18 protein-coding genes and 1 pseudogene are annotated in these 21,341 nt (G+C 35.1%); 7 read left to right on the forward strand and 12 right to left on the reverse strand.

All coding sequences use genetic code 11. From position 1 onward, the window contains the following. Positions 1 to 117: 117 nt before the first annotated feature. From ACUN0F_RS27865 to ACUN0F_RS27885, 5 genes are all read right to left on the reverse strand, one after another. The gene (locus ACUN0F_RS27865) at positions 118 to 783 is read right to left on the reverse strand and encodes an S-layer homology domain-containing protein (RefSeq protein WP_264462524.1); all 666 of its coding nucleotides are present in this window, start codon (positions 781 to 783) and stop codon (positions 118 to 120) included. A gap of 244 nt (positions 784 to 1,027) precedes the next feature. Beyond that, the gene (locus tag ACUN0F_RS27870) at positions 1,028 to 1,684 is read right to left on the reverse strand and encodes an S-layer homology domain-containing protein (protein ID WP_445540498.1); all 657 of its coding nucleotides are present in this window, start codon (positions 1,682 to 1,684) and stop codon (positions 1,028 to 1,030) included. Between the two features lie 355 nt (positions 1,685 to 2,039). Next, positions 2,040 to 2,942, reverse strand: a complete 903-nt coding sequence (locus tag ACUN0F_RS27875) for a DMT family transporter (RefSeq protein WP_000482318.1) — start codon at positions 2,940 to 2,942, stop codon at positions 2,040 to 2,042. A gap of 360 nt (positions 2,943 to 3,302) precedes the next feature. Beyond that, a complete protein-coding gene (locus tag ACUN0F_RS27880) occupies positions 3,303 to 5,030 on the reverse strand; it encodes a methyl-accepting chemotaxis protein (protein WP_445540499.1) in 1,728 nt (575 codons plus the stop codon). Between the two features lie 136 nt (positions 5,031 to 5,166). After that, positions 5,167 to 6,435 (reverse strand): M48 family metallopeptidase, encoded by a 1,269-nt coding sequence (locus ACUN0F_RS27885; protein WP_445540500.1) that lies wholly within the window; start codon positions 6,433 to 6,435, stop codon positions 5,167 to 5,169. Positions 6,436 to 6,931: 496 nt separating this feature from the next. On the opposite strand from ACUN0F_RS27885, the gene ACUN0F_RS27890 reads away from it, so the two are divergent. Beyond that, positions 6,932 to 8,287 carry an RNA-guided endonuclease TnpB family protein gene (locus tag ACUN0F_RS27890; protein ID WP_264462527.1) on the forward strand — a complete coding sequence of 452 codons (1,356 nt, stop codon included), beginning with the start codon at positions 6,932 to 6,934 and terminating at the stop codon, positions 8,285 to 8,287. Between the two features lie 402 nt (positions 8,288 to 8,689). Here ACUN0F_RS27890 and ACUN0F_RS27895 read toward each other — a convergent pair whose 3' ends face one another. Beyond that, positions 8,690 to 8,989, reverse strand: coding sequence for a hypothetical protein (locus ACUN0F_RS27895; RefSeq protein ID WP_445540501.1), 300 nt, complete (start codon positions 8,987 to 8,989; stop codon positions 8,690 to 8,692). A gap of 48 nt (positions 8,990 to 9,037) precedes the next feature. Then, a complete protein-coding gene (locus tag ACUN0F_RS27900; protein ID WP_445540502.1) occupies positions 9,038 to 9,886 on the reverse strand; it encodes a lysostaphin resistance A-like protein in 849 nt (282 codons plus the stop codon). 140 nt (positions 9,887 to 10,026) lie between these two features. Here ACUN0F_RS27900 and ACUN0F_RS27905 point away from each other — a divergent pair, with 140 nt between their 5' ends. After that, positions 10,027 to 10,731, forward strand: a complete 705-nt coding sequence (locus ACUN0F_RS27905; RefSeq protein WP_000283856.1) for a response regulator transcription factor — start codon at positions 10,027 to 10,029, stop codon at positions 10,729 to 10,731. 9 nt (positions 10,732 to 10,740) lie between these two features. Beyond that, the gene (locus ACUN0F_RS27910; protein ID WP_445540503.1) at positions 10,741 to 12,483 is read left to right on the forward strand and encodes a sensor histidine kinase; all 1,743 of its coding nucleotides are present in this window, start codon (positions 10,741 to 10,743) and stop codon (positions 12,481 to 12,483) included. A gap of 478 nt (positions 12,484 to 12,961) precedes the next feature. Here ACUN0F_RS27910 and ACUN0F_RS27915 read toward each other — a convergent pair whose 3' ends face one another. Then, on the reverse strand, positions 12,962 to 13,327 hold the full coding sequence (locus tag ACUN0F_RS27915) for a VOC family protein (RefSeq protein WP_445540504.1): 366 nt from the start codon (positions 13,325 to 13,327) through the stop codon (positions 12,962 to 12,964). Between the two features lie 60 nt (positions 13,328 to 13,387). Further along, positions 13,388 to 14,290: an AraC family transcriptional regulator gene (locus ACUN0F_RS27920; protein ID WP_445540505.1), complete on the reverse strand. Its 903-nt coding sequence runs from the start codon at positions 14,288 to 14,290 to the stop codon at positions 13,388 to 13,390. Between the two features lie 340 nt (positions 14,291 to 14,630). Here ACUN0F_RS27920 and ACUN0F_RS27925 point away from each other — a divergent pair. Next, positions 14,631 to 14,978, forward strand: a pseudogene (locus tag ACUN0F_RS27925) (RNA polymerase sigma factor); the annotation flags it as partial. 150 nt (positions 14,979 to 15,128) lie between these two features. Here ACUN0F_RS27925 and ACUN0F_RS27930 read toward each other — a convergent pair. Then, positions 15,129 to 16,046: a helix-turn-helix domain-containing protein gene (locus ACUN0F_RS27930; protein ID WP_445540849.1), complete on the reverse strand. Its 918-nt coding sequence runs from the start codon at positions 16,044 to 16,046 to the stop codon at positions 15,129 to 15,131. Positions 16,047 to 16,170: 124 nt separating this feature from the next. On the opposite strand from ACUN0F_RS27930, the gene ACUN0F_RS27935 reads away from it, so the two are divergent. The 3 genes from ACUN0F_RS27935 to ACUN0F_RS27945 are packed head-to-tail and all read left to right on the forward strand — an operon-like array spanning position 16,171 to position 18,938. Continuing rightward, positions 16,171 to 16,779 carry an MptD family putative ECF transporter S component gene (locus ACUN0F_RS27935; RefSeq protein ID WP_327973803.1) on the forward strand — a complete coding sequence of 203 codons (609 nt, stop codon included), beginning with the start codon at positions 16,171 to 16,173 and terminating at the stop codon, positions 16,777 to 16,779. Positions 16,780 to 16,794: 15 nt separating this feature from the next. After that, a complete protein-coding gene (locus ACUN0F_RS27940) occupies positions 16,795 to 17,466 on the forward strand; it encodes an energy-coupling factor transporter transmembrane component T (protein ID WP_080345261.1) in 672 nt (223 codons plus the stop codon). A gap of 11 nt (positions 17,467 to 17,477) precedes the next feature. Continuing rightward, entirely contained in the window at positions 17,478 to 18,938 is a 1,461-nt protein-coding gene (locus ACUN0F_RS27945; RefSeq protein ID WP_327973805.1) for an ABC transporter ATP-binding protein, read from the forward strand. A gap of 119 nt (positions 18,939 to 19,057) precedes the next feature. Here ACUN0F_RS27945 and ACUN0F_RS27950 read toward each other — a convergent pair whose 3' ends face one another. Together ACUN0F_RS27950 and ACUN0F_RS27955 are read right to left on the reverse strand one after the other, a co-directional pair. After that, complete coding sequence (locus ACUN0F_RS27950; protein WP_327973806.1) at positions 19,058 to 20,035, reverse strand: HD domain-containing protein; 978 nt, start codon at positions 20,033 to 20,035, stop codon at positions 19,058 to 19,060. 133 nt (positions 20,036 to 20,168) lie between these two features. Next, positions 20,169 to 21,275: a metallophosphoesterase gene (locus ACUN0F_RS27955; RefSeq protein ID WP_445540506.1), complete on the reverse strand. Its 1,107-nt coding sequence runs from the start codon at positions 21,273 to 21,275 to the stop codon at positions 20,169 to 20,171. Between the last annotated feature and the right edge of the window lie 66 nt (positions 21,276 to 21,341).

Below are 21,341 nucleotides of genomic sequence, written 5' to 3' on the forward strand. Positions count from 1 at the left end.
TTTCATTTTTTTTCAAAATGCCTTTCTTTCACGCTTTATTCCATACAAAAAAGGCCACTGTTATACAACAATGACCTTTTTGTATTATTTTTCAAATTTCACTTTACTAGTTAAACTTTATTGCTGTCCTTGTTCCATATCATGCAAAATTGCTTTGTATAAAAACTGTGCGTATTGTTCTCTTTTTACTTTCATGGATGGGCCGAATTTATTATCTCCGATTCCCGCTGTAATACCATTTGTTTGTATTGCACTAATTGCATTCTTTGCCCATGAATTTGCTGAAACATCATTAAACGTATGAGATCCCTTCGCATGTAAATCAAAAGCATTCGTAAGAACTTGCGCCATTTCCGCACGAGTTAACGTTGCTTTCGGTCTAAAGTTTCCATGCTCGTCTCCCATAAAAATTTCTAGTTCCGTTAAAGCTAATATCTCTTCAATAAAGTTTGTTGAGTTTTCATCGATATCCCCATATGGGTTTTCATATTCTTCTTGTTCTTCTATATCAAATACACGATAAATTAAAGCTGCAACTTGCTCACGTGTTACGTCATCTCCAAAACCGAAAATTCCATCCCCATATCCAAAAATAATTTCGTTTGCCGCTAAATTATGAATTGCCTCTTCTGACCAATGTCCTTTTGGTACATCTTTAAATACAATTGGATTTGTATTTTGTAACGGTGCAATTTCCGCTTTTACATTGTTACTCTCTGTTGAGAATAACACCCCACCCATAATTGTTAATGCCGTAGCTGTTTTTAATAATTTTTTGCTCATCAAATTATCTCCCCAATATGTATATGTTTTTTTAAAAAATATACATAACAAATGGTATAGTGACAATAGATTTTTCGACACACTTCGTGACGGTTTTGTGAATCATATTACACATCATGTCCTTTTTACAGGGTTGATTATAAATCTCATGTATAACAATAAAAATACATAAAAACGAATAATAATTCTTTTGTAAGCAAACAAAAAAGCACAAATAGAACTATTTGTGCTTTCCTATTTCACGCTATTTCCAATCCTCTTTCAAATGATAATTAATAATCGCATTGTTTATAAATTGAGCATATTGTTCTCTCGGTACAGGGCGATTTAAGTCATACATACCTTTTCCAGTTCCTGTCACAACTTGATTAGATTGCAGTGCACTAATTGCCGCTTCTGCCCAATGTCCTTTTGGTACATCTTTAAATGTGTGCTTTTGTTTTGCTTCGAAAGTATATGCCTTTTGAAGCGCTACTGCCATTTCTGCTCGAGTAATTGGTGCTTTCGGTCTAAAGTTTCCGTTTGCATCACCTTTAAAAACACCACGTTTTGTTAGCGCTAAAATTTCCTTTTGGAAATCAGTTGAACTGCCAGAAATATCTTTGTATGGATTCGCTATTGCCCCTTCGTCTTTCATTTCAAGTGTTTTGTAAATAACTCCAGCCACTTGTTCACGTGTTGTAAGGTCTCCAACACCGTACTTTCCATTTCCGTATCCAACTATTATTTTATTATAAGCTAAGTCTAAAATAGCATCATATGCCCAAAATCCGTATGGAACATCATCAAATACGATTATTTCCGGATATTCTTCCGCTTTTACAGGGGCCACATTCGTCCCTGTAAAGATACCGCCTACCATTGTCGCAATCATCATTACACCCAATATTTTTTTCTTCATTGTCCTCTCTCCCTATTTCTATTTTATGTTAAATAGAAAAATAATAGATAATACGAAGTTATCCATACTACATATGAAGTATTTTCAAATAAAATGAACTTCATTATTTCAGGAGTATTAATTTGTTGGTGAATGTAAGATAAAATGCAAACCTTCTAGAAGAAACATTTCGACTACCTTTCTGCTTTATACCTCCTTCTTTCTTATTTCAAAAAGGAAGCTGTCACATCTAAGGTGCTATATATTAAAAATTCTACAATCTCTTTGTGAACTCCTTTACATTTTTAAATTTCACTTTATTGACACAAAAAGACGCAAATAATATATGCGTCTTTTCAATATCATTTTATTCGAATTATAAAGTAGCACTTTCCTTCATCGATAATTCATTTTCTGTTCCCTTACGAAAAGTAAATGCCATTCCTACAAATATAAGAACAATCCCTACTACTTGCATACTAGTCGGTCTAAAGCCGGTAAAGACTGTATCTAATAATATTGCAACCGCAGGATCTAAAAACACTAATACCGAAATTAATCTCGTCGATAAACCTCTTAAACTGTCAAAAAATAAGTAATATACAAATCCCGTATGTATAAGTCCTGTTGCTGTGATCATCATCCAGTTCATCTCTGTTAACCCTTGAAACTTGCCAAAATCTACGAATGGTAGCAATAAAAATATACCTAAAAACGTTTGTAAAAATGTCATCGCATATGCACTCGTATGCTGAATTCCTTTTCCTAATAAAGTGGTAAAAGCATAAAATAAGGCTGCAAGAAGTGCCCATACCATTCCAGATGACATTAATTTCTCTAACGACATACTACCGTCTACTCCAGCTACTAAAACGGTACCGATAAAACAAATGACAATGGACATAACCGCAAATACTGTAAGTCTCTCTTTAAATACGATACTACCAATCATTAATACGATAATGGGTGCAAGATGGTACACTGAAATCGCAATTGTAATCGACATAACTTCAAACGCTTTAAATAAAAATACCCAGTTAAAAACGAGAAATACGCCGCATGCTAATATTTGCATTACTTCTTTTTTATTCCATTTCTCACTTTTATACTGTCCTGTTACGAGCCAACACAATGCTAAAAATATAGTTGCACAAATGCAACGAACGAATACTAATTCAAAAGACGGTAAACCTGTTTGAGTAGAAAAAAATCCAATTGATCCGAAAATAGACATCGAAAGGATCATTTTTATAGCCGGCATTGATTTTTTATTGAACACCCTTTCTCCCCTCCTATAAACTATCTTTTACAAATGAAAAATCTCCAAAACATTACGTATTATTATATATTACAATCGGAAAATTGTAAAAAATCAGAATATATTAAGTGATAGCTGCGCAAAATTCCCATAAAAAAATCATCCTTTGTTATATGAGGCCACTGAAAAAGTGGTTGCTTTGAGAAAATAACACGCATTTTATCAATATGTTGAAATTAAAAAGGACCCCATCACCTTTATATAGTAGGTGGTAGGATCCTTTTTCTTATGAAGTGGAGTTTTTCAGTGCCTTCTTGTTATATAGGATGATTTTTTTATTTATTAAGTGGAATTTTTCTATATTAAAACTTAAATATACTACTACTTTTGAAGAGTAAATTGAGCAACTATTTGTTTTAATCCTCCTGCTGCATTATGCATATGTTCAATTGAAACCGAGATCTCTTGAACAGATTTTTCTTGCTGTTGAATAGACTCTTTTACCCTATCAGTGCGGTCAGATGATCTTTGGGATATTTGAGCCATGTCTTCTGTAGAAGCCGAGATCTCTTCACTACTCGCTGCAATTTCATCTGTAGACATAGATACCGTTTGAATTTGCTCAGATACTTGCTGTACTTTTTCTGTAATTTTTCCAAATACTTTTTCTGTATGCATTACTACTTGTGTACCTGCCTGTACCTCATTATCTACTTTCCCCATCATATATACCGTATGGTTCGTTGTTCCCATAACTTGAGTAATAAGCTTCTCAATTTGTTTTGCAGAATCACTAGATTGTTCTGCTAATTTTCTTACTTCATCTGCCACAATTGCAAATCCTCTACCACTTTCCCCAGCACGGGCAGCCTCAATTGCGGCGTTTAATGCTAATAAGTTAATTTGAGAGGTAATACCTTGCATAACATCAATGATTTTAACAATTTCTTCTGATTGTTCTTTCATAGTCTCTACTTGTTTCACACCGTTATGTACTGAATTTTGGATTGTATCCATCTGTTGAATCATTTGTTTCATTAATTTGTTACCACTCTCTGCATCTAATGCTGATTGAGCAGACAATTCATTTACAGAGGATGATGTATTCACTATACTCTGCATTCCTTGTGTCAACTCTTCCATCGCACCCGCAGTTTGCTCCATTGCCTGCATTTGGCCCTCTGCGCCATCTGCAACTTCTTCAATATCTATAGTGATTTTCTTCGCTGCACCACTAGATACTTCCGATGCAGATACTACTCCGTCTGCATGTTGGAATAAAAGCTGAATATTATTCTCTACTTCTTGCATATTTGTTCTTAGCCCTGCAATCATTTCGTTAAAATCACTTACTAATACACCTAATTCATCCTTAGCATTATACTCACCATGTACAGTTAAATCTCCTTCTTTTGCTCTTTCCATCATACGACTAACCGTTTGTAAAGGAGCAACTATAAGCTTGCTAATAATATAACTTACTATACATATAACGATTGTAGTAACTACTACAAGAATGATAAAAGTAATAACGGACCGATCTATCATTTTTTGAGAATCTTTAAATACTTGGTCAGCTAAATTTGAAACATACGCTTCTAGATTTACAGCATAACTAGCTAACTCTACTCCCTTCGGTTTTAATTCCTTATGAAATTCGTTTACCATTTGAGATTCATTTGTTACCTTCGCTTTATCAAACAACTTCTTATATGTCTCCATATAACTTGGCAAAGATTCCTTCATCTTCTGAAACAGCTCATCCTCTTGCTTACTTAAATTGAAGCCATCATCATATTCTTTTAATAAAGAATCATATTTTTCAAGATCCTTTTCAATATTACCAATAATCCCCTCTTTATTTGTCCCCTCATTTGGTGACGCTGTAATTAATTCTAGTAAGTTATACTCTAGTGAATTTTGTGTACGAAGCATTCCTTCTAATAAAACTACAGAATGTTGATAATCATCTACTACAACCTCTGTATCATGCTTAATCTTGTTAATAGAATTAATTGCTACACAGCTCATAATTACCATACCTAAAACTGCTAATGAAATAAGCGATAATAATTTATATTTCACTTTTAAATTTTGTAAAAAATACATTTTTCCACCTTTATCCCTTTATATATAGATTTTTAGAATTTTATAGCTTATTATTTACAAAATCACAATAAAAAGCAATGATAAATATTCCCAATATCAAACTTATATCTCTATAAAGAAAGAAGTAGCATAATAGCTACTTCTTTTTGCTTTGTTTCTCATATTGTTCAAACGTATGAATTCTTTCGAAAATTGGTGGATGTGTGTATAGGAAAAACTTCACTAACGCAGGCGGATTTACTTGGCTTAAACTCGTTTTTGATAAATATTGAAACGTTTTTACACCAGATTTCCCGTCCTTCGTCATATTTAAAGCATATTGATCTGCCGCTCGTTCTTCTATACGAGAAACATAGTTTGTTGCTGGTTGTGATGCAAAAGAGAGAACAGAAGAAATTAAGAAAAATAAAGGTAAAATTGAGAAACATGCTACTTTTGAAATTTGCAGCGTATCTCCCCATTTTCGAATACACATATTTATAATACGACTAATGAGATACATCCCTATAAACGATAGCAACACATAACTCGCCACGCCCCAATATATATGTTTCATAACATAATGCCCCATTTCATGAGCCATTATAAATAAAATCTCTTTATCTTTTAATTGCTTTAGCGTTGTATCCCACATTACAATACGGGCGTTAGGGCCAATTCCTGTTACGTAAGCATTTAACGCATTCGTTTTCTCCGACATATTTACTTCATATACATGTTTAGCAGGAATGTCCGCTTTGTCTGCTATCGCTAAAATTTTCGTTTCTAATTCTTTATTTTTCAGCGTCGAGAAGTCGTCATAAAGTGGATCAATAACGACAGGCTGTATAAATGTTAAAAAAATTGTAAATGGAACAGAGAGCGCCCAGCCTGCTAGCCACCATCTCTTCGGGAATTTACGGATAAGCCATAGAAGAACGGCAATTACAATTAACATCGTCGCATAATTCACCCAAAAATCGATAACGTGATCTTTTATCCAGCTTTGTGTACTTTGCGTTGAAATGCCGTAATCAACGGACACTTTTCGGCTAATCCATTGCATCGGCAGAGCAAGAACTGTTGTGAGTAGTGATAAATAAAAAAAATAAATCGCAACTTGCAGGACACTTATTTTCGTCGTTTCCTTCGACCATTTCTCAAACTTTCTTGAAACACCGAGCACAAGTACAAATAATAATATAATCCATTCCAGAGGCGTCGCTAAAAAGTACAGTAAATTTTTCACGCGCGAATAATCTTGGCTTAGCGTAAGCTCTCTTGCATTCATAAACGTTTCTGGATCTGCACTCGTTCCTTTATACATGTCCGGAATCAGTTCATGATTCCATCCAAATAAATACCAATATATAAGCAATGCAAACCCAACGTACAAAAAAAGCGACCACCCAATAACCTTCCTCACGCTATTCCCTCCTCTATGCTGCCTGTCTATTATTATTGTAAGTTCGTACATGCTAAATTAGAACAAGCTTATTACGCGAATTGCTCGAGATCCTTTTATTTACATAAAAAAACTCTTCTACAAAAAGAAGAGTTTTACCTACCTTTAGACACTTTCTTCGGTTCATACTCTGGGATAAGAAACGTACTTACAACCCAACATATTAAACCAGCGCCTTTTATCCTTTTCGGCAAGAAGACTCCATCTGATTTGTGTTACGGGTGAAACCCAACAATTCAGGTGGAGATGAATTGCCGTCAGAAGGTAGGATGAACTCTTTTGTTTCGTTCATAACAAATTTCCCAGGCGAATATTTGTTCTTTTTGTCTTACGATGCAATCTGCTCCTAGATAAGGAGGGAATATATCGTAGGACAACGAAATTGGATAATATAATCATTCGGCTACTTGAATGACAAGCAATTTTAATGAACTCTCTAAGAAAGGTGGTGAAAACAATGGCTAGAAAGAAAGCAGTGAAAGTATTACGGAAACAAAAGAAAAGAGAAAACATGCAACGATTCACGCAAAAACAAAATATTGGACGAGCTTGCCTTACTGCAAAAGAATTCCGTTTACTTCAGCGCATGTCACATAGTTCAAAAGCATTACGAAATGTTGGATTGTACACGATGAAACAAAGTTATTTGAACAATAACAAGATGGCTACTATAAAAGAAGTGGACACTGCTATGCAAGCCGATATGAATTACTGGGGCATGCAATCAAACTCTGTTCAAGCGATTCGTAGAGCCTTATTTACAGAAGTGAAGAGCTTTTTTAAAGCAATGGAACAGTGGCAGAAAAATCCTGAGAAGTTCACAGGTCGTCCTAAGTTTCCCAATTATTCTCGTTCAACTGACAAACGAATTATTGAAATCTATCAAGTCCCAAAAGTCGATGATAACGGGTATTGGATGATTCCAATGAATGTTGCATTCAGAAAAAAATTCAGTTCCATTAAAATATGTATGCCTAAAAACTTAAGAAATAAAAAAATCTCTTACATTGAGATTGTACCGAAGCAAAAAGGTCGGTTCTTTGAGGTGCATTACACATATGAAATGCACGTTTCTCAAATGAAGAAACAATCCACGACTACGAGTAACGCTTTGAGTTGCGATTTAGGAGTAGATAGATTAGTAAGTTGTGTGACAAATACAGGTGATACATTCTTAATTGATGGGAAAAAACTAAAATCTATTAACCAGTACTTCAACAAAATGATACGTGATCTACAACTGAAAAATGGGGGAAATGGACTTTCTAAACGTGTTGTAACGAATAAAATGGCTGCACTTTGGCATAAACGAGAAAAACAAATAAATGGTTACATTTCACAAACTGTAGGGCTGTTGTTTAAAAAGGTGAAAGAATGCAACATAGATACGGTTGTCGTAGGGTATAACGCTGGTTGGAAACAAAAATCTGATATGGGAAAAAAGAATAATCAAACATTTGTGCAAATCCCGTTTCATAAACTGATTGCAGCAATTGAGAATAAATGTGTAAAAGAAGGCATCCGATTTTTAAAACAAGAAGAAAGCTATACTTCAAAAGCTAGTTTTCTTGATAAAGATAGGATTCCAGTTTGGTCTAAGGATGATAGGACGCAGTATCGCTTTAGCGGCAAACGAATGACTCGTGGTCTGTACCAAAGTAAAGCAGGAACATGTATCCATGCTGATATTAATGGTGCGTTGAATACATTGCAAAAATCAAGAGTTGTAGAATTGGATGAAAATCTCAAAGTGAAAACGCCGATTCTATTAGAAGTGCAAAAACGTAAGGCTGTTGCTTCGTGCATAGCTTAGTGGGTGTGTCAACCATCCATGTGTACTCGACTTGTCGGGGCTTGTAGCACACGCCGGATTCATCTGAGTGGTGGCTTCTTCTGCAAGGAAGAACTGCTCTTTTTCAAAAGGGTGGTGCAAGTGGGAAAACAATCATTCGTTGTCAGTACCAACCAAAAACTTACTTGGGGTGTTACCGTAAGGTGGCATGAAGGCTAGAGCGTCAAATGTCTAGCGATAGACGAAAAGACCTAGCGTTTTAACTCAAGCCCCCACTGAAACGTTTCATCTCAGTAGGGGTAGTTGACATAGCGTATATATTCATAGTCTTGAAAAAATAAAGTCGTTACAATAAGCGTAAAAAATCCAATTAAAACTAGTACGTATCCTATTTGCTTCTTAGATAACATAACGTGTCCCCCCTTAAGGAAGTACATCCACTAATAAACTAAAATCTTGTAAAGAAAAAGAACTATATTTCATAATACCTTGTACAGCTAAAAGTAAAATAAGACCGGTCACACACATATAATTAATGCTTTCTTCACTCTTTTTTTCAGCAACTATTCCGCCGCTTATACATAATATTCCTAACAAATGGAGTGCTAAATACATAAAGAAATAAGCTTCCTCCCAGCGAAGAATAACATTGACTGTCGTTATCACCACAATACTAAGCAAAATCAAATAAAAAAACTTATTTGATGATATTGTTTCATTCATATAATTTTATACATCCCTTTCAATATTTTTTCAATCGTCTTCTTCATCTCATTTACTCCCCACTACGTCTGAAAAGCTTTTTTCCTGCTCTACATATATAGCTGGCATTTCTTTACTCCAATATTTGCGGTTAACAAATAAGAAGATGAGTACTAAGTTTAATCCTGTTATAAAAATAATAAGTCCTGGGAAAAAGGTCGTATAATTTGAGAAATCTGCAAAACTCATTATTTCTTCTTTATTTATTAAATAAGAAGCGCCGATTACAAATGCATTGTTTAACATGTGAATAGCAATTGGCATAAGTAAACTATTCGTACGAATATATACGATTGATAGTACAACGCTAAATACTACTGCGCCTAGGAAATCAACATGTAACAACGCAAACAACATCGCTACTACAATAATCGCTATACTCGTTCCCCATTTTGCGGCGAAACGTTGCAGTAAAAATCCGCGAAAAACAAATTCACCAATAATTGGTGCGATGAACACGACCATAATAATTTGATATACATATCCCCCTGTGCTATCAATAACCGGTTCACGTAACGCGTTCATAATAAATTCGGGTGTAATCCATGCAAAACTATACATGTACAAAATAAGATATCCGTAACTAAACACGCATAACATAATCGTAATGTATAAAACTTGCACCAGGTTAAATGTTTCATTTTTATTAACAAATAATGAAAATGAAACACGGTGTTTTCTATATTCATAAAAAATCCATATAATCGGAAGGATGTAGAATATAAGAATATTTATAAAAGTAGAATTTTGCATATGAAATGTATTTTCTATCAATTCATTACTGACTCTTGCAACTAAAGTTAATAGTGCAAATACAATTAAAAAATATCTAGCTCGCATCGTTTGAAACGGATTCACACTCATCTCCTCCCCTATGTTCTTTTATCATATCATTTGATTCTTAATTTTTTGCGAAAGAAAACCTTAAAATTTCCTTAAAAATTCCATAAATTATAGAAAGATGATATGATATTCGAGGAAATTAGGAGGGATTTTTTATGTACCAAGCAAATATTTTGCTCGTTGATGATGAAACAGCAATTTTACAATTACTAACTACCATTCTTGAAAAAGAAGGTTTTTCTCATATTACAACTGCAACATCCGCTGAAATAGCTTTATCTCTCACCGCGCAAAACGATTACGATTTAATTATTTTAGATGTCATGCTTCCTGGACAATCTGGTTTTGATATTTGTCCAATCATTCGCGAAAAAACAGATTGCCCTATCTTCTTCCTCACAGCCAAAACATCTGATTTAGATAAAATATCTGGATTTTCACACGGTGCAGATGATTATATTACGAAGCCATTTAATCCACTTGAAGTAGTCGCTCGTATGAAAGCACAACTCCGAAGACATATAAAACAAGCAGTACCACACGAACAAAAAGCAAACTTCAGTTCATTTGGTAGATTTGAAATTGATCGATATTCCGCAGAACTTACAGTAAATGGACATGTTGTCGAATGTTCCGCCCAGCTATTTCAGCTATTACTCTTCTTTTGCGAGAATCCGAACTACGTATTTTCGAAAGAAGAAATATACGAAAAAGTTTGGGGAGCACCTGCCTATAATGGCGATGATAATACTGTTATGGTTCACATTCGAAAACTACGTGAAAAAATTGAACAAGACCCAAGTAAACCAGAATATATAAAAACCGTTCGCGGACTTGGCTATAAGTTCATTACAAAGTAAGGTGACGATATGAATTTTAATAAACGACTTATTATCCAGTTTATTCTGCAACACGTATTTGTTTTAGTTACATTACTGCTTGCTGTAGTAGCTGCTTTCACTTATTTAATTTTCCTTGTTACTAGTACTTCATACGAACCGAATATTCCAGATGCTGATAATTTTATGATTGCAAGATATATCTCTTCAGAAGATGGCGATATTTCGTTAAAAGCTGAAGTAAAAGACTTAATTAAAGAAAAAAATGATTGGATTCAAGTTGTAGAGGAAAATGGAAAAGTTCTCTATCACTTTAATACGCCGAGTGACGTACCGACATCTTATACGAAAACATCTTTATTCTCATATATACAGAATCATATAGAAAGCCCTTATACATTTACATATTGGGAAATTGAATTAGAAGAAAAAAACGTACTTGTTATATACGGCGGTATGTTAAAAAGCAATGTATTACTGAAAACAATACAGAAAGAGCACCCGTCTGTATCTACGGATTCATTCACATTAACAGAAGAAGAAAAACAGTTACTTTCTAAAGAAAAAGCAGCACTTCAAATCTTTAATAGTGATGGCGAAGAAGTATTCTCCTATCCAGATGGAAAGAAAAAAACGTTTTCTGTCATACAAGCTGCTCTTAGCGAAAAGGAACCGTGGAATCATAAAGAAAACACGTCTAGCTTTTACGACACAAATAGCAATCTCCTTCTCGTTGTAACTGCCAAAAATGAGTACTACTACCCAGATGATGAAATAGACGATGTATTTACTAAAAAGTTTCTAATCGGATGCGGATTAATCCTTCTTATCGTATTTGTTTATTTAGTCATTCTTTCTATTTGGTACGGTAATAAATTCGGAAAACCGTTACTCCATGCGATGCGCTGGCTTAAAAACATCGCTGGTGGAAAGTACGAAGAACCTGTTAGTAAAAAAGGGAAACCTGTCAGGTTCCGGCGATCTGGTAAAGAAAAATGGTCATTCCGCTTATTTAGTGATGTGACAAATTCACTAGAGCATCTTTCTATTACACTCAAAAAAAATGATGCGATGAGGCAAGTACTGCAGCAAACACGTGAAGAATGGATTACCGGTCTAACGCACGATTTAAAAACACCACTTAGTTCTATATATGGCTACGCATTATTACTAGAATCACAGCAGTACAACTGGACTGATCGTGACATTCAACAATTCGGCAGCGTTATGAAAGAGAAATCTCAATATATGACGACATTAATCGATGACTTAAGCTTAACGTATCAATTAAAAAATAACAGTCTTCCTGCGCAGCACGTAAACATTGAAATGAATCAATTCGTCCAAAAAGTATTATTACAATTCATTAATAATCCGACACTTCAAAATCAAAATATTGAATTCGTACCGAGCTCAAATAAAATTCAATATTTCATTGAAGAAAAATGGTTCCAGCGTATTATCGAAAACTTACTCGTAAACGCTGTAAAACATAATAATGAAACGACAAATGTCAGCGTAAAACTTTCCCAAAACGCTACTTCATTTACACTCTCTATTTCAGATAACGGAAAAGGAATGGATGACAAAACGAAAGAACTTCTATTTGAGCGATATTACAGAGGAACAAATACAGAAGAAAGCAACATCGGAACGGGGCTTGGCCTTGCTATTACGAAACAGCTCGTTCATGCTCATAACGGAACGATTTCTATTGAGAGCGAACTTGGAAAAGGAACGACAATTATACTTGTGTTCCCGTTTCATTCGTAGAAAAGACGCTATGTGGCGTCTTTTCTTTTTTCATTTCTGGGGGGTGTCGATAAATGAAATTATACCGGCGATTTTCTAGATATATCGATTTGTCGACAAAACCAACAATACTAATCTACTTCTCCTACTATACAAAGTAAAAATAAAACTATTAACAACTACATTTCTAAACTGTTATACTATAAATAGAAATATAAACTAACTAAGTTTTGCATAAAATGAAGTAGACGAGGTGCTTCCAACACCCTGTCACTGCAACTAAAGCTTATTTGTGCTTAGAAGACTTCCCACGCTTCGCAGGCAGACGGGTGGTCTTCTTTTTGCGCTTTTTTGTCGTTAATTTCTTAAATCCCATAACTATACCTTCTCTAGCTATAGTTTTTGTGATTTTCAACGAGGTGGGGGTCTTACTGCCCATTAAAGCGGGATAAAAATAACCTTTCACAACTCACTATGAAAGGTCATCTCCATATTTTAGCTATTTCCCTACTAACACAAACACATTCTCATCAGGTGCTTCCATTACCGCAACATGTCCTGATTCTGTTGGAGATGGTTCGCGAATCCATTTTACATCTTTATTATCTTTTAAACTTTCATACGTTTGTTGCACATCTGCTACTAATACTTCGACTTCCATAAAATTAATATCCGGATGATTACTTATTACTAACTCCGAACTTTTTTCATCTGGAAACTTCAATCCTATTAACGTCCAAATAATCCCTTCTTCTAATTCTCTTTCTATAACCCAGTTTTGCTCCATTCCCATTTCTTTATAAAAAGAAACTGACCTTTCTATATCCTTCGTATGTATAGATACACATTCTAATTTTTTGAACATCTTCCCATTTCCCCCTTTATAAAAAAGCGAACCATCTCCCAATGATTCGCTCTTATCCTATTACTTCTTCTTCACTGGTATCCAAAGTTCAATTTGAGCGAACTCACTTTTATCTGCATGGGAACGCTCATCGTATAGTTCAAACTCATTAACGCCGCAATGTTCGTATCCTGAATGCGGGAACCATTCTGAGAATACAGCATTCCACGTTTGGTGAATGGACGATACCATTTCTTCATGAGGGACTTTCGGCGTTGTAAATACAGCATATGTCGCTGCTGGGAAAGTACGCTTCGCAACTCCATTTGGTACATTTTCAAATCCTGTAACTTCCATTCCAATTATATAAGTGAAGTCCCCTGTTTCTAAATTAAAATCAGTACATAATCCAAGCTCTACCCATTGGCTCGTATCTTTACGATTCGGAATTGTCGTTCCAAGATCTTTCTGTAAATATTCTTGCCAAAATGCTGGGATGTCTTGATGGTTTTTCCCTTCTTTACTTGTCGTCTTCAGCTCATAACCCGCCACTAAAAATCCTGGTTTATTTACAATACGATATTCCATTTGTATGCCTCCTAAATACGGATTTAATTTTCTTTGCTTTACATTTACGCTGTAATACATCGGTGTTTCAATTTCTTGTTTTCGATATTCACTCGGTGTCATTTGAAATATTTTTTTAAAGGCTCTCGTGAACGTTTCGTGAGATTGAAAGCCATGCTCAAATGCGATATCAATAACTTTTTCATCCGTATGAGAAAGTTGATAAGCTGCCCGGGCTAACCTCCTCTTTCGAACATACTCCATTACTGTATCACCTACTAATGCCTGAAATACACGATGAAAATGTGACTCAGAAAAACCTGCAATACGTGCTAAATTACGCAGCGTTTGTTTTTCCATGACATCTTCTTCAATATAATCAATTGACCTTTGAATTTGTGTTTCATAGCTTTCCATCTCTGTTCACCCGCCTTATATGTATTATGATAAAAGAGAATCCTATCCAATTCTTGACGTTTTTTACTATAATTCCATGAAAAATTGTAACTTTTTTATATGTATTTCGTTGTTATGTATGAAGGGAGGGAAATGTAGTGAAACGCAAACAATCATTAGAAGACATTTACTCCGAACATATGCAAGATTTATCCCACTTTAATGGGCAGTAAGACCCCCACCTCAAAATGCAGCGAAAGCAAAGAATTTAGGTGGGGGATCAACTGCCCATAAAAGTCCGATTGGTTCAACTAATAATCAGTGGGGGATGAAGAAAACCCCCACTGATTAAAGTTTCACTTTATTTCGCTATCTTCTCTCCCTAACCGGAGATTCCCACTATGCGGAAGATCTCATGCAAGAAACATTTTACCGAATGCTCGTCCATATTGACTATTATAAAGGAGAAGAAATTAGGCCTTGATTATTTACGATTGCTTACAATGCCTTTATCGATTGGTATCGAAAGGAAAAAAGATATAAAACAACGACAGTTGCAGAATTCCATTTACCAAACGTACCAAGTACAGAGCACTCTTATTTTGTAAAACATGAGATTGCTAGTTGGTTAGACAGTTTATCTTCTCTTCCCCTTGAAAGACGAAATGTGTTACTACTACGAGATTACTACGGATTCTCCTATATAGAAGGAATTTTTTCTGATGTGATAATTTTGAAAGGATTATGGTTGCGATTAACGTTGCTTCTTCTAAATATATTTTATCTTTCTTTTTAATAATTGTATATAAATGGAATTATATTTATACACTCACAATAAAACCCTAATGTGCTACGCTCATTAGGGTTTCGTCTTTTCCACATATTTCTTCCGATAATGCAAAGGCGTTTCTCCGTATATTCTCTTGAATATTTTTGCAAATTTACTTGGGTTATCGTATCCAACCTGCATTGAAATTTCGGTAATGGATTCATTTGTATGAATAAGTAATTCCGCTGCGTACTCTACACGTTTACGCTGTATATATTGATAGACTGACATTCCAAACGACGCTTTAAAATAACTTTGCATACTTGATTCACTAATATTCGCCATTTCTGCCAAGTGCTGCACTTGAATCGGTAGGTGAAATTGCTGATGAATTACATCGAGAATTCCCTCAATTCGTTGATCTACAACTTCTGGCCAAATTTTTTGAAGACTATGCGCTAAAAACTCTAAAACCTTCGCTTTAATTAATAAATGGTTCATCGCATTTTCTTTAAATTCGGTTTGTAAATAACGCGCAATAGAACGATGAATTGTTTCGCTATTTTTTTGAAAAATAATTTTTTGAGAATGAAGAAAAAACTGCTCAATTTCCTTCCAGCTATCAAGCTGATTTTCTTGAATAAGATAACGTTCCAACCAGTCTAAATCGAGAAAAACACTCATTCCTGTTAGCTGATCATATTGAAGTTGTTCTTCAATTTCATTAAAGAATAGCAATGTTTTCGAGTCATATTGTGCGGAAAATAACGGTTTTTTTTTTTGGTTAATTTGTCCATCCAATATGACTGTAATCTCTAATATTTTTTTCAATATAGGCATTTGGGGGCGTTGAAATGTACAGTTATCAAAAATCTGAATTTCAACCCCTTCTTCAATATACAACCGTCTGACTTTACCGTTTACAAGATGATAAGTCGCACCTAGCCAGCTTTCGTAATAAGTTGCATCATTTCCCCTTTTCATTTCCGCGAAAAAAGCGTTCAACATATTTTTCAATTTCTTCACCTCTGCCTCAAATTACGATTTCGGGCTATTTTTTCGTTATTGGAGTAGTTAGAACTACTGATAATGTTTATCATTTGGATTATCAATGGTTAGGAGATGAATCGAAATGAATATAAAAAAATTTGCAGCAAAAGATTTAATTACAATTGGATTATATACCGTTCTCTTATTTATCGTACAGTCTATCGTCATCGTCGTCGCGAGTCCACTCATGGCATTTGCACCACCACTTACTCCCGCTATCGGTATGTTCTTTGGCGGCATCGTCTATATGTTAATGGCCTTGCGCGTGAGTAAAAGAGGCACACTTTTATTAATGGGGACATTAACAGGGATTTTCTTTGCCTTAATGGGGACACCTATTATTCTACCTTATTGCATTCTAATTGCTTTCATCGCTGAACTTACGTTACTGAAAGGCGACGGTTCTCAATATAAGAATCGTCATCGTCAAGCAATCGCATACGGAATTTATGGCGCTTTCTTCAGCATTGGTTCCTATATGACAATTTATTTACTCGGTAGTAGTCAGTTAGAAAAAATGCGTTACTCAAAAAAAGCAATCGACGAATTAATTTATTTTGCTTATTCACCTATATGGATGACAATCGGTCTTATCGGCGGATTCATTCTATCGTTGTCTGGCTGTTACTTTGCAACAAAACTATTACAAAAACATTTTGTTAAAGCTGGCTATTTATATATGAAGAAATAATTAGGAGAGGTTTTTATGTTTGATGCTCGTTTACAATTTACTCTATTAATCATCTGTGGATTTTTAGCAATTTCCGCTACAAGCACCGGTTCACTTATGCTCGCAGCGTTTGCTGTTCTTTTACTCATTTGTCAAAACCAATATCGTTTAGGATTCAAATGGTTCATTATATACGGTTGTTTGTTCTTTGCACACTATTTCATTTCAACTTATATGAATGCTTCCATTTTAAATGCGTTTTTATTAATGCTACTCATTGCCTTAAAAACTTTACCTACGTTAATTATCGCATCTGGATTATCGAAAGTCCCATCAGGGCAGCTACTAGCAAGTTTACAAAAACTAAAAATTCCTGAAAGTGTTTTATTAACTCTTACAGTTGCCTTGCGGTTCTTTCCTATTTTACGTGCTGAATCCAAAATCATCGGAGAGAATGTGCGCATTCGTGGTATTTCATTAAAAAGCCCGAAAAATTGGCTTCGTTTAAATCAAATGTTTGAATATGCGATCATTCCTTTATTGATGAGAACGATTCGACTCGCTGATGATTTGAGTGCTTCAGCAACGACTCGTGGAATTGATGCACCTTGCAAAAAAACAAGTCACTACGCGATTGCCTTCCGTCCGAAAGATAGTATCGCTCTCCTTCTCGGTTTATGTATGTTTGGCACGCTTTGGATTTCATAAGGAGAATAGCTATGATTACACTCAAAAATGTTCAATTTGAATACCAAACGGGGAAAACCCTTTTAAAAAATATTAATTTAACAATTCAGGAAGGAGAATGCGTCCTCATTACCGGCCCTTCTGGATCCGGAAAAACGACACTAGGACGAATATTAAATGGTTTAATACCAAGCTTTTATGAAGGAAACTTACAAGGTGAAATTATCATTGATAGTGTTCATACGAAGGACGCCCCAATATGGGAACTTAGTAAAAAAATTGGTAGCGTCTTTCAAGATCCGAAATCACAATTTTTCACCTCTATCGTTCAAGATGAACTTGCTTTCGAACTTGAAAATCATGGAGTTGAAAGAACTGTAATTCAACACCGATTACAAGACGTTTTACAACAAATGAAATTAGAATCTATACAACATAAACCCGTAATGAGTCTTTCTAGTGGCCAAAAACAAAAGGTGGCAATTGCTGCGTCGCAGCTAATTGATCCATCCCTATTTGTAATGGATGAACCTTCTGCGAATTTAGATTTACAAGCAACGAATCTTCTCAAAGAAGAATTAGTCTCCTTACGAAAAAAGAATAAAACAATTGTCATTGTAGAACATCGCCTTTATTACTTAATGGATCTTGTAGATCGTATTATTTATATGGAAAATGGTGAAATCAAAAAAATCTACACGCCAAAAGAATTGCTCGCTTTCTCTTGCGAAGAAATACAAGCACTAGGCTTACGTTCTCCCTTTATTGCAAAAGGAAAAATGAACGACCGTACTTCTCCTTCAAAATTAGAAAAAATGCAGATTGAAGGCTTGCACGTCAAACATAAACGAACAAAAGATTGGGTACTGCAAGATTTGAACATCACACTTCATGCAAATGAAGTAACCGCATTAATCGGAAAAAATGGTGCAGGTAAAACGACGTTTGCCCGCACATTAACAGGATTAAAAAAAGAAAGTACCGGCAACATCCACATCGATAACATGCAACTAAAAGCAAATAAAAGAATGCAAAAAATTTGGTTCGTTATGCAAGATACAGTGTACCAACTATTCACCGATAGCGTATGGAATGAAGTATTACTCAACCATCCTAACCAGGAGAAAATGGCCGAAAACGTTCTAAAAGACCTCCATTTATGGCATTTGAAAGAAAATCATCCTGCCACTTTATCAGGTGGAGAAAAACAACGGCTCGTTCTCGCAATCGGTTTAATGAATGAAGCTTCTATTTTCATACTAGATGAACCGACTTCTGGTTTAGACGGCATGAACTTACAACGTGTTATCGAAGTAATTCATCAACTCGCCAAACGCTCCTGTCACGTACTTGTCATTACTCATGATCACGAGCTCGTAGCTGGTGCTTGCCAACGTATTATAAAACTAAAAAACGGGAAGATTACAACTGATGTTCAGGCCAATACATTCTCTTATCGAGAACTTGTAGATTTTATGTATGAGATAGAGTAGTTTAATAGAGGATTAACCGTTAAAAACACCTTACTAACAACTAAAGATAAATAATAAAGTACAACAAAAAAGGTTACCCTAAAATAGCTACATCACTATTTCAGGGTAACCTTTTCTATTCAATCTGAAATCACTTTCACATACATCCCTCTCACCGCTTTTTCATAAGCGACCTCACTCATCTGTTTTATATTTTCTGATACGACAGACGATTGAACAACTTCCCCTTCATGAAGTAACGGCGGATCAATAAGGCGGACTTTATTTTTCTGATGTAAATCATAATCATTTCTATCTTCTTTTACCTTTACATTCGGATGAACTTTGCTTAATAAAGCACCTACTTCTTGATCTTTACATAGCTGTAATTTCGAAATTAATTCCTCATCTTCAAGAAGAAAGTCATCTGCATGAATAACCTTTTTATGTAGAGCTAACTTTAGCGTTTTCGCTAACATATCATTTCCGTAAATATTCATTGGCTTCATAAAGAAATCGATTACTTCTTTGTAATACGTTTCTGTAAACCATTCGGCTATTTCGATGTTTTGAAGAACCATCTTTCCATCAACTGCGATTAAATCATCTAAAAAATCTTGAGCTTCTTCCAAAGAAATATATCCATATGTATACATATCTCTCAATGTATAATCCACTCGATCTGCGCATAATTCGGGCGCTGACCTTTCCAATAACGTCCACTTCGAATCATCTAACAAAATATCTTCATAGTTATAGCCATACTTCGCAAGGATCGCTGGAATTTCTGAGTTTTTCACGACAGAACTAAATATCTCTTCATGATAACTTTCATTTCTATTATCAAAAACGTAATCAATCACATGAGAAAAAGCAGTATGTGATACGTCGTGCAGTAAACCTGCCATTTGCTCTTCTACTGAACCACCGAGTTTTTTTATTAACAACATAACACCAACTGAATGATCAAAACGTGTTACATTCCATTTCTCATTCATTAAGTAACTTGCTCCTGCTTGATGAATTCCTTTCAGTCTTTGCACAGACTTACTTAAGATTAATTCTTCTAACACTTGATCCACTTCAAATTCTCCGTATAGTACATCTGATATGATCACTTATAATCCCCCTTTATTTCAGCCATGTCTTATAATCGTACCTCTTTTATGAAATTAGCACCAACAGAGATATTTATTGTTATTTGTTTTTATTGAAAAAAATAGAGAGCCATCAGCTCTCTATTTTATAATCCTATTCAAACGTAACCTCCACCTGTACAATCTCCGACCTACTTCCAAGTCTAAGCGGTGGTCCCCAGAATCCGAAACCAGAAGAAACAATCGCGTGGAATGCACCTTTTTGTGCGTATCCCCAGTCTAGTTCGTACATTCTTCTCGTTACAATATGATTCGGCGCCATTTGTCCGCGGTGCGTGTGACCGGATAATAATAAATCTACACCCGCATCCGCTGCTTGTTTCAATTCAAATGGCTGGTGATCCATTGCGATAACTGGCATAGATTTATCTACCGTACTCATTAAACTTTCAAAGCTTTGGCGATCTCGCTCAGTTTTATCTCTTCTTCCAACGAGATAAAAGTTATCTTCAATTGTGATCACTTCATCTAAAAGAATATGAATATCGATTTTATCCATCTCTTGCAAAAATCCCGGAACCGCTCGTCCGTAATATTCGTGGTTTCCTAACACACCATATACGCCTAATGGAGCTTTCATTTGTTTCATAATATGCCCCATATTTTTTTGAATGAACACACCTGGATGATCATCGATAATATCACCAGGCAGTAAAATAATATCAGGCTCCATTTCATTTACATGACGAACAAGCCTTTTCAAATGCGAAACGCCAGATAATTTACCAAAATGCATATCAGAAGCCATCGCAATGCGTAAGCTTTTACGTCCCTCTACTTTTTTCGGTATATGCACCTCGTATTTTCTTACTACTGGGCTATATGCGTTGAATACTCCATACGCAAAAATAAAGATAAATGCAACTAACACAGCCGTTCCTGTCCAAATAATTGCCGCATCTTTCTCCACCCCAAACTGTAAAAGAAAGACTGTAATATTAGCAAGTGGCAACAACATAAGCGCATATTGTATGACCGCAAACCAAATTGAACCTATCGTTCGTAGAAATGGCAAAAACTTAAACACTTGTACGAGAATGTACGCATATGAAATAAATCCGACTACGAAAGCGTAATATCCCCAAGATTGCCAGCCGAATACTGCATGAAGCCAAACCCATCCGTTCCAGCCTATGTAAAACATAAGTAGTGTGTATATAATGAATATAGTAAATATATTGAAATAACGAAGATTTTTCACAGCGAGCCTCCTTCTTGATTTCTTCTATTATATCTTGTTATGCACGTTTAACGTAAATATTAAGCA

Source organism: Bacillus sp. 1A, from assembly GCF_052682215.1.